This window comes from Tardiphaga sp., from assembly GCF_044340795.1.
Classification (GTDB): Bacteria; Pseudomonadota; Alphaproteobacteria; order Rhizobiales; family Xanthobacteraceae; genus Tardiphaga.
This window is the reverse complement of record NZ_JBIISY010000239.1, coordinates 1-8,893: the sequence shown is the minus strand read 5'-3', so window position 1 is coordinate 8,893 and position 8,893 is coordinate 1. Positions and strand designations below refer to the sequence as shown.

General features: G+C 62.3%; 9 protein-coding genes. 8 read left to right on the top strand and 1 reads right to left on the bottom strand.

The window, feature by feature from the left end:
* The 7 genes from ACIQ17_RS26960 to ACIQ17_RS26930 all read left to right on the top strand — a co-directional run.
* Positions 1-1,208: FAD-binding protein (locus ACIQ17_RS26960; RefSeq protein WP_398472400.1), on the top strand; the 1,208-nt coding region annotated here is incomplete at its 5' end.
* Positions 1,209-1,228: 20 nt separating this feature from the next.
* Complete coding sequence (locus ACIQ17_RS26955; protein ID WP_398472399.1) at positions 1,229-2,011, top strand: succinate dehydrogenase iron-sulfur subunit; 783 nt, start codon at positions 1,229-1,231, stop codon at positions 2,009-2,011.
* Between the two features lie 191 nt (positions 2,012-2,202).
* Positions 2,203-3,048, top strand: coding sequence for a universal stress protein (locus ACIQ17_RS26950; protein ID WP_398472398.1), 846 nt, complete (start codon positions 2,203-2,205; stop codon positions 3,046-3,048).
* 170 nt (positions 3,049-3,218) lie between these two features.
* The gene (locus ACIQ17_RS26945) at positions 3,219-4,235 is read left to right on the top strand and encodes an ABC transporter substrate-binding protein (protein ID WP_398472397.1); all 1,017 of its coding nucleotides are present in this window, start codon (positions 3,219-3,221) and stop codon (positions 4,233-4,235) included.
* 14 nt (positions 4,236-4,249) lie between these two features.
* Positions 4,250-5,038 carry an ABC transporter ATP-binding protein gene (locus ACIQ17_RS26940; protein ID WP_398472396.1) on the top strand — a complete coding sequence of 263 codons (789 nt, stop codon included), beginning with the start codon at positions 4,250-4,252 and terminating at the stop codon, positions 5,036-5,038.
* Positions 5,035-5,805 carry an ABC transporter permease gene (locus tag ACIQ17_RS26935; protein WP_398472395.1) on the top strand — a complete coding sequence of 257 codons (771 nt, stop codon included), beginning with the start codon at positions 5,035-5,037 and terminating at the stop codon, positions 5,803-5,805. Before ACIQ17_RS26940 ends, ACIQ17_RS26935 begins: the two co-directional genes overlap by 4 nt.
* A gap of 90 nt (positions 5,806-5,895) precedes the next feature.
* Entirely contained in the window at positions 5,896-8,022 is a 2,127-nt protein-coding gene (locus tag ACIQ17_RS26930) for an ATP-binding protein (RefSeq protein ID WP_398472394.1), read from the top strand.
* Positions 8,023-8,089: 67 nt separating this feature from the next.
* On the opposite strand, the gene ACIQ17_RS26925 is transcribed toward ACIQ17_RS26930, so the two are convergent.
* The gene (locus ACIQ17_RS26925; RefSeq protein WP_398472393.1) at positions 8,090-8,476 is read right to left on the bottom strand and encodes an MAPEG family protein; all 387 of its coding nucleotides are present in this window, start codon (positions 8,474-8,476) and stop codon (positions 8,090-8,092) included.
* Positions 8,477-8,608: 132 nt separating this feature from the next.
* On the opposite strand from ACIQ17_RS26925, the gene ACIQ17_RS26920 reads away from it, so the two are divergent.
* The coding region (locus ACIQ17_RS26920) for a pyridoxamine 5'-phosphate oxidase family protein (RefSeq protein WP_398472392.1) at positions 8,609-8,893 on the top strand (285 nt) is incomplete at its 3' end.

The window sequence follows — 8,893 nt, the reverse complement described above, 5'->3', positions numbered from 1 at the left end:
ACCGCTTCAAGGCGCAGACCGTCATTCTCGCCACCGGCGGCTATGGCCGTGCCTACGCCTCCTGTACCTCGGCCCATACCTGCACCGGCGACGGTGGCGGCATGGCGCTGCGCGCCGGCCTGCCGCTGCAGGACATGGAGTTCGTCCAGTTCCACCCGACCGGCATCTATGGTTCGGGCTGTCTGGTCACCGAAGGCGCCCGCGGCGAAGGCGGCTACCTCGTGAACTCCGAAGGCGAGCGCTTCATGGAGCGCTACGCTCCCTCGGCGAAGGATCTTGCCTCGCGTGACGTCGTCTCGCGCGCGATGACCATCGAAATCCGCGAAGGCCGCGGCGTCGGCAAGAAGAAGGATCACATCTTCCTGCATCTGGATCACCTCGATCCGGCGATCCTGCATGAACGTCTACCGGGCATCTCGGAATCGGCACGTATTTTCGCCGGTGTCGACGTGACCCGCGAACCGATCCCGATGATCCCGACCGTGCACTACAACATGGGCGGCATTCCCACGAACTATCACGGCGAAGTCGTCACCAAGAAGGACGGCGACGACAATGCAGTGGTGCCGGGCCTGATGGCTGTCGGCGAAGCCGCCTGCGTGTCGGTGCATGGTGCCAACCGTCTCGGCTCCAACTCGCTGATCGACCTTGTCGTGTTCGGCCGCGCCGCTGCGCTGCGTCTCGCCGACAAGCTGACTGCAAACGCCAAGCAGCCGGACCTGCCGTCGAATTCAGCGGACATGGCGCTCGGCCGTCTCGATCATTTCCGCAACGCCAAGGGCGGCACGCCCACGGCGAAGATGCGCGAGAGCATGCAGCAGGTCATGCAGACCAACTGCGCCGTGTTCCGCACCGGCGACGTGCTCAACGAAGGCAAGGAACTGATCCACAAGGTCTATGACGGCATCGACGATATCGGCGTGTCCGATCGTTCGCTGGTGTGGAATTCGGACCTGATGGAGACCCTGGAATACGACAACCTGATCGGTCAGGCGCTCGTCACCATGGACTCCGCCGCCAACCGCACCGAAAGCCGCGGCGCCCATGCCCGCGAGGACTTTGCGGATCGTGACGACAAGAACTGGATGAAGCACACGCTGGCGTGGGTCGAGAAGGGTGGCAAGACCACGATCGATTATCGCCCGGTGCACGACTACACGATGACGAATGACGTGCAGTACATCCCGCCCAAAGCGCGCGTGTACTGAGAAAGCGAAGGCTCGAGAATATGGCTGAGTTCGCACTCCCGAAGAATTCCAAGATCACCGGCGGCAAGGAATGGCCGAAGCCCGCCGGCGCGACCCAGACGCGCGAATTCCGCGTCTATCGCTGGAATCCGGATGACGGCAAGAACCCGTCGGTCGACACCTATCACGTCGATCTCAATGACTGCGGTCCGATGATTCTGGATGGTCTGATCTGGATCAAGAACAACATCGATCCGACCCTGACCTTCCGCCGCTCCTGCCGTGAAGGCGTGTGCGGGTCCTGCGCCATGAATATCGATGGCCAGAACACGCTCGCCTGCACCCGTGCGATGGACGAAGTCGCCGACGGCGCCATCAAGGTCAATCCGCTGCCGCATCAGCCGGTGGTGAAGGACCTGGTGCCGGATCTGACCAACTTCTACGCCCAGTATGCGTCGATCGAGCCGTGGCTGAAGACCACCACGGCCACGCCGCAGAAGGAATGGCGCCAGAGCCATGAGGATCGCGAGAAGCTCAACGGCCTCTACGAGTGCATCCTGTGCGCCTGCTGCTCGACCTCGTGCCCGAGCTACTGGTGGAACAGCGACCGCTTCCTCGGTCCGGCCGCGCTTCTGCAGGCGACCCGCTGGGTCAAGGATTCCCGCGACGAAGCCACTGGCGAGCGTCTCGACAATCTCGAGGATCCGTTCCGCCTGTATCGCTGCCACACCATCATGAACTGCGCCAAGGCGTGCCCGAAGGGTCTCAACCCGTCGGAAGCGATTGCCGAGCTCAAGATGAAGATGGTCGAACGTCAGGTCTGAACTTCAGCATCGATTGCGAAATATCAATGCCGGTCTGCTCACGCAGGCCGGCGTTTTTCGTTTGCAGATACCGGTGCTGCGCCATGCCGCACCCGTTTCGCGCTATCGTGAATGCCATGCCCTAGCTTCGTTTGGGTCCGCCCGGCATTGCTCCCTCGTCGCGCGAAAATGCCGGCAGATGTGAGGGCCTGATGCAAACACCCAAGGATATCGTCGTCTATCTCGACGCCGCTGACAGCGACGCGCACCCGTCGCGACTGCAATATGCCGCTATGCTCGCAAAAGCCTGGGAAGCGCATCTCGTCGTTGCGCTGGTCCCACAGGATGCAAGTTACAATCAGCACTCGTCCTTCGCGCGCGGTGATGCGGTGGCGGCCATGTATGAGCTCTATGAGGAGCGCAAGCGCGCCAGCGTGGCATCGGTGCAGGCGATGTTGGCGGAGATCGCGCGCGTCTATGCGATCGACTGCGAGTTTCGGGATTGCGATGGTGAAGCCGGCGAAGCACTGATGCTGCATGCGCGGCATTCCGGCATGGCGATCCTCGGAACATCGCGCCAGCCGGGCCGCTTTGCGAGCGCACTGACCTTGTCCGAAGACGTCATCTTCGCATCGGGTGTTCCCTCGATCCTCGTGCCACCCGGCTGGAGCGCCGAGCCACCGGCGCGAAAGATCGTCATCGGTTGGAACGCCAGTCGCGAGGCGACGCGCGCCGTTTCCGATGCACTTCCGCTACTGGTCGCGGCCGAGGAAGTTCACGTGGTCGTGGTGACGGAAGCCAAGGTCAATCGCCTGCTGGGTGCCGATCCCGGCGCCGACATCTCCCGGCATCTGGCCCGGTATGGCGTCAGCGTCACACTGGACAATCTCAAGGGGAACGATGCGGGCGCGCTGATCCTGTCGAAGGCGGCCGAGATCAATGCCGACCTCATCGTCATGGGCGCATTCGGGCAATCCAAGATTACCGAATTCGTGTTCGGCTCCGTAACGGGAACGCTGCTCCGGGACGCGACGATTCCGATCCTGCTGTCACGCTGATCCGGGCCGGCGCATGTTCCGCGCCAAGATTCCTGCCCAAGCCCTGTGCAAATCGGACCATTGAGGGCCGATCCTGCGGATATTGCTGTGCCCCCGGCAAAACCCCCTCGCCATGTCAGGCGCTGCCTGTGCTAGTTTGTGTCCGACATTTGGTGGTGAGGGTTTGGTCGATGTTTCAGAAGCTGGGTTTGGGCGTGGCCGCCGGTGCGGTCCTGATGGCATCGATCGTATCGGCAAATGCCCAGACCGCCATGAAATTCGCCCTCGACTGGAAATTCGAGGGCACCTCGGCGCCGTATTTCGTCGCGCTCGACAAGGGCTACTACAAGGCCGAGGGGCTCGACGTCACCATCGATAGCGGTCCGGGCTCGGTCGCGGGCATCGCGCGTGTCGCCGCCGGCACCTATCCGATCGGTTTCTTCGACATCAACTCGCTGGCCCGCTTCCGCGACCAGAATCCGGACAAGGACGTGAAGTCGGTGATGATGGTCTATGACCGTCCCGCCTTCGCGATCGTCAGCACGGCGAAATCGAACATCAACACCCCGAAGGATCTCGAAGGCAAGGTGCTGGGTGCGCCGGCTGCGGACGGCGCCTTCGCGCAGTGGAAGATCTTCGTCAAGGAAAACAAGATCGACGACAGCAAGGTGAAGATCGAAAATGTCGGCTTCCCCGTGCGCGAGCCGATGCTCGCGGATGGCAAGGTCGATGCGATCACCGGCTTCGCCTATTCGTCCTATTTCAACATGCTGTCGCGGGGCCTTGCCGAGAAGGACATCAAGGTGATGCTGATGTCCGACCATGGCATCGTGCTCTACGGTAATGCATTGATGGTCAATCCGGACTTCGCCAAGGCCAACCCGAAGGCTGTTGCCGGTTTCGTTCGTGCGACCATCAAGGGCATTGCCGACAGCTACAAGGACCCGGAGGCAGCGATCAAATCGGTCATGAAGCGCAACGAGACCGCCGACGAGAAAGTCGAGCTGGCTCGCCTGAAAATGTCGTTGAAGGACAATTTCGTGACGCCGTGGGTGAAGGAAAACGGCATTGGCGACATCGACACCAAGCGCATGTCGGACGCCATCGACCAGATCGCCATCACCTATGAATTCAAGAACGCCAAGCCAAAGCCCGCTGACCTGTTCACTACCGACTATCTGCCGCCGCTCGACCAGCGCAAGTTCTAAGCGATCGCCGGCTGATGGACTCTTTCGTCGACATCGATGACGTGACGCTGAACTATCGCGGCGCGTCGGGCGACATCACCGCGCTTCGGGGCACCACGCTGAAGGTGAAGCGCGGCGAATTCGCTGCCGTGGTCGGGCCATCCGGCTGCGGCAAGTCCACTCTGATGCGGCTCGTCACCGGCCTGCACAAGCCGTCGGCCGGCACGATCCGGATCGACGGCAATGAGGTCAGGGGGCCGGTCAAGATGGCCGGCATGGCCTTCCAGCACGCCAATCTGCTGCCGTGGCGCAAGGTCATCGACAATGTCCTGCTGCCGCTGGAAATCGTCGAGCCGTATCGTTCGCAATTCCGGTCGAAGAAGGCCGAGTTCCGCGCCAAGGCCGAGCAGCTGCTGGCCACCGTCGGGCTCGCCGGCTTTGGCGATCGCTATCCGTGGGAGCTCTCCGGCGGCATGCAGCAGCGCGTGTCGCTGTGCCGCTCACTGATCCATGAGCCGGCGCTGCTCATGCTCGACGAGCCCTTCGCCGCATTGGATGCGTTCACGCGCGAGGAGCTGTGGTGCGTGCTACGCGATCTGTGGCAGCGGCTCGGCTTCACGGTGATCCTCGTCACCCATGATCTGCGCGAGGCTGCCTTCCTCGCCGACAATATCTATGTCATGAGCGCGCGCCCCGGCCGTATCGTGCAGGTCAAGCCGGTGGATTTCGCCCGCCCGCGCGATCTCGAAGTCACCTATGACAAGGAATTCGGCGACATCGTGCATGAGCTGCGCCTGAAGATCGCGGAGGTGCGCAAGTCATGAACGCGCGTCTTGTCGAAAAGCTCTCGCCCTGGATATTCACGGTCGCGATCTTCCTGATCTGGGAGGGCGCCTGCGCCGTCTTCAAGATCAACACCTCGGTCCTGCAGCCGCCATCCGCGGCCTTTGCGGCGATGTTCAAGCTGTGGAAGGTGTTTCTGTATCATTCCTGGGCCACGCTCTGGGTCACCATGGTGGGCTTCGCGCTGGCCGTGGTGTTCGGCGTCATGCTCGGCCTCGTGGTCGGATGGTCGCGCACGATCTATCGCGGTCTCTATCCCGTGATGATCGGCTTCAACACGATTCCCAAAGTCGCCATCGTGCCGCTGCTGATCCTGTGGTTCGGCATCGGCGAAGTGCCGGCCATCGTCACGGCGTTCCTGATCTCGTTCTTCCCCATCGTCGTCAATATCGCCACGGGTCTTGCGACGACCGAGCCCGAACTCGAAGACGTGCTGCGTGCGCTCGGCGCGCGCAAGCTCGACATCATGCTGAAGGTCGGCATTCCGCGTGCGCTGCCATATTTCTTCGGCTCGCTGAAAGTCGCGATCACGCTCGCTTTCGTGGGTACCGTTGTCTCCGAAACCCTCGGTGCCAATGCGGGTCTCGGCTTTCTGATCGCGCAGGAAGGCGCCAGCTTCCGCATGGCCAATGTTTATGCAGCCTTGCTGTTGCTCGCCTTCGAGGGCGTGCTGATGTATGCGATGTTTGCCTGGATCGAGCAGCGCTCCACCCGCTGGGCCTTCCGCTCGCAGATGAGTGCCGGCTAGCGCGCATTCCACGTCCCCGAATTCGGCCAACCTCGAAGGGTTGGTCGATTCCGCTGCATGCGCTACACTCGCGCAAGGCGGGCAGGGACTGTGAAGACAGAACAGCACAATTCTCTGAAGATGCTGCAGTGGATGATGGCCGCATCCCTGGCCCTTCCTGTTGCGCTGTTCTCATTCGCTGCGGCGAATTCCTGGATTTCCACCAAGGACATTGCCGATCGCGAGATCGAGCGCTCGCTGGATGTCGCGCATGAACACGCATTGAAGGTGTTCGAGACCATCGATCGCAGCCTGTCGGAACTGAACGAGATCGTCCGCGACCGCACGGATGACGAATTGCGCATGAAGAGCGATGCGATGTCCGCGCGGCTCAAGCAGCTCACCGATGCGCTGCCGCAGCTCAAATCGGCATGGGTTTTCGACGACAAGGGCCGCGCGCTGGTCAACAGCCTCAATCTCGCGCTGCCGCACATCGATTTCTCCGATCGCGATTATTACAAGGCGCATATGGCCGGTGATGTCGGCACGTTCATCGGCGCCAATCTGATGCCGCGCCCGCCTTATCAGGGCGCGCCGTTCTTCGGCGTCAGCCGCCGTCGTACCAGCGAAGACGGGGGCTTTGCGGGCGTCGTGCAGGCCTCGGTGTTTCCCGAATATTTCGAGAAGTTCTATGCCCGCATCGGCCATGTGCCGGGCAGCTTCTTTGCGCTCGGGCTGATCGATGGATCGATCCTTGCGCGCTATCCCACTCTCGCCGAGGCTGCGCGTCTCGATCCCAAGGGTCCGGTCGGGCGCGCCCTCTCGATCAATCCCGATGGCAATCTGGTCGTGATTCGCGCGCCCGGCGACAATATCGAGCGCCGCATCGGCTATCGGCGACTGGCGAACTATCCAATCTATGTCGCCGCCGGTCTCGAAACCTCTGCCATTCGCGACCGCTGGCTGAAAGCCATCAGCTATCATCTGATCTTCGGCATTCCCGCCACGGTGCTGGTGTTCGGGTTGCTGCTGTTTGCGCTCCGCCGCACTCGTCGCATGAATTTCGAGGCGATGAAGCGACGCGAGGCCGAGGAGGCGCTGAAACATGGCCAGCGTCTCGAGACCCTCGGACAGCTTACGGGCGGCGTCGCGCACGACTTCAACAACCTGCTCACGGTGATCCGCTCCTCGGTCGACCTGCTACAACGGCCCGATCTCGCTCCCGAGCGTCGCGCCCGCTATATCGCTGCGATCTCCGATACGGTGAACCGCGCCGCCAAGCTCACCGCCCAGCTGCTTGCTTTTGCACGGCGGCAGACTCTCAAGCCGGAGGTGTTCGATGTCGGCCAATGCGTCAGCGGAGTCTCCGACATCATCGGCACGCTGACCGGTGCCTCCATCGAGATTGTCACGCATCTGTCGGACAAGCCTGTCTATGTGGACGCCGATCTCGGTCAGTTCGAGACGGCGCTGATCAATATCGCCGTCAATGCGCGCGACGCGATGAAGGGCGAGGGCCGGCTCGTCATCAGCGTCACGGCCAGCGCGCGACTGCCATCGGCAACGATGCCGCGCAAGGATGGCTATGTCGCCGTGGCCATCGCGGATTCCGGCAGCGGCATTCCTGCCGATCAGTTCGAGCGCATCTTCGAGCCGTTCTTCACCACCAAGGAAGTCGGGCAGGGTACCGGTCTCGGCCTGTCGCAGGTGTTCGGCTTCGCCAAGCAGTCCGGCGGCGAGGTCGCGGTCGAGAGCGAAGTCGGCAAAGGCAGCGTCTTCACGCTCTACCTGCCGCGCGTCGTCGACGGGGTGTCGCCGGCGCTGGCGGCCACCGAGGCGCCGGTGGTCGACGGCAACGGACTCTCGGTGCTGATCGTCGAGGACAATCGCGATGTCGGCACATTCACCACCGATGCACTGCGCGAACTCGGCTATGCGACCGAACTCCGGCACAGCGCCGATGAGGCACTGGATGAGCTTGCGCACCATGCCGGCCGCTACGATGTCGTGTTTTCCGATGTGGTGATGCCCGGCAGAAGCGGCATCGAGCTGGCCCAGGACATTCGAAAACTCTATCCGGATCTGCCGGTCGTACTCACATCCGGCTACAGCCACGTGCTGGCGCAGAACGGCACATTCGGCTTCGAGCTGCTGCAGAAGCCCTATTCCATCGAACAGCTCTCCCGCGTCCTGGCCAAGGCCGGAAACTGGCGCAAGGCCCAGCGCGAGACGGTGTGAGAGAGGTCCGTCCTAACCTCTCTCCGCTCTCTACGGGGAGAGGTCAGGGAAGGCGCGCAATCGCGAACTAGACGAAATTGATCTGCAGCATCGGCAGCGCGAAGATCGCGACATTGGTGAAGAAGCCGCCGGCATAGGCCAGCGAGCGCGGCGTCGATTTGTCGGCGATGTAGAGCAGTGCATGGGCGATGCGGAAGGCGAGATACACTGCCGCCAGCACGCCGACCGTCTTGGCCGATGCGCCGAAGCTCAGCGCGCCCAGCACCGCGGCTGCATAGAACGGGAAGCTCTCGAAGGCATTCTGATGCGCCGCATAGGCGCGGCGCTTGGCACCGGTGAGGTTCTCGGCGCTGTCACGCGGCGTGTTGTTGTCGCGCGATCCGGATTTGGCGTAGCCGGCGATGATCAGCGGCAGCAGCGCGGCAATCAGAATGCTCCAATAGGCAAACGGCATCGAATCCCCCAAGGCGTTATGATCGCGTGTTGATGGGCGGTTCCCGTTCGGCTGTCAAATCGGCGCGTGCGTCGGGACCGTCCCGGAACATCGCCTGCTTGCGCCCGTTATTCCTCCAAAGGGAGAACTCACATGGCCAATGACAATGCTCGCGATACCGACCGCGCCTGGGAACTGATGAAGAAGATCGGCTTCGCGATGCTGGTCACGCAGGATGGCTCGAAGCTGCGGGCGCGGCCGATGTCCGCCTATGTCGATCGCGAAGCGGACGCGGTCTATTTCCTGTCTGACGCGCGCCAGCACAAGGATGACGAGATCCGGCAGAATCCGAACGTCAACCTCTCCTTCGCCGATGCAGGCGACCAGAAATACGTGTCGGTCAGCGGCACGGCGTCGGTCTCCAATGATCGCGCCAAG